The organism is Paenibacillus sp. PL91, assembly GCF_012935325.2.
Taxonomy (GTDB): Bacteria; Bacillota; Bacilli; order Paenibacillales; family Paenibacillaceae; genus Pristimantibacillus.
Map to the genome: position 1 here is coordinate 1 of NZ_JABBYG020000076.1, position 694 is coordinate 694.

A 694-nucleotide genomic window follows, 5' to 3' on the forward strand; every position below is an offset into this window, starting at 1 on the left:
ATTGTCTGCCAGGAACGAGCTCGGATCAGTCCAGGATAAGGGGTGCGCTGAATCGGCATCCAGGCGCCCTGCGCTCCGCTCAGCTGCTCCATTACCCAAAAGTTGCGACGTTTGATGCCGCGAACTAAGTCCAGTGACAGCGCTCCGTTCCTCGGAAACCTATCGCCATAATCGCGATACAACTCATTCGGATAATAATCGACAGAGACGAAGTCCAGCTCTTTGTAGAGATCATAATAGTCCAGGCTATTCGGGTATTGCCACATGTTATGCGTCACGAATTGGCCTGGACAGTTGCTGCGTAGAATTTCAAGCTGCCATCCCAGCAGATAGCCTACGCTGTCCGAACAGAACCGCTTGTACTCCAGAAGATAGGAAGGATTCATCGGCTTGCTGGTACCGAGCGGCGTCGTTACCTCGGCCCAACTGCTATACTCCCCGCTCCAGACGACCGTGCCCCACTCCCGGTTCAATTCTTCCAGACTGGAATAACGCTTCTGCAGCCAAGTGACAAATGCACGATTGCACGTATCGCAATGGCATTCCTGGTAGTGCATCTCGTTATCGATTTGCCAGCCAATGACGGCGGGATGCTTCGCATAGCGCTGTGACATCGCTTCCACAAATTTGGAGCCCAGCATTCTCAAGGAATAGCTGTTGTTGCAACGATGTCCACGCACACCCGGCCGGATTA

1 protein-coding gene is annotated in these 694 nt (G+C 53.2%); it reads right to left on the reverse strand.

Annotation, left to right across the window (positions count from 1 at the left end):
- Positions 1–694: beta-galactosidase (locus HI950_RS35430; RefSeq protein ID WP_187768230.1), on the reverse strand; the 694-nt coding region annotated here is incomplete at both ends.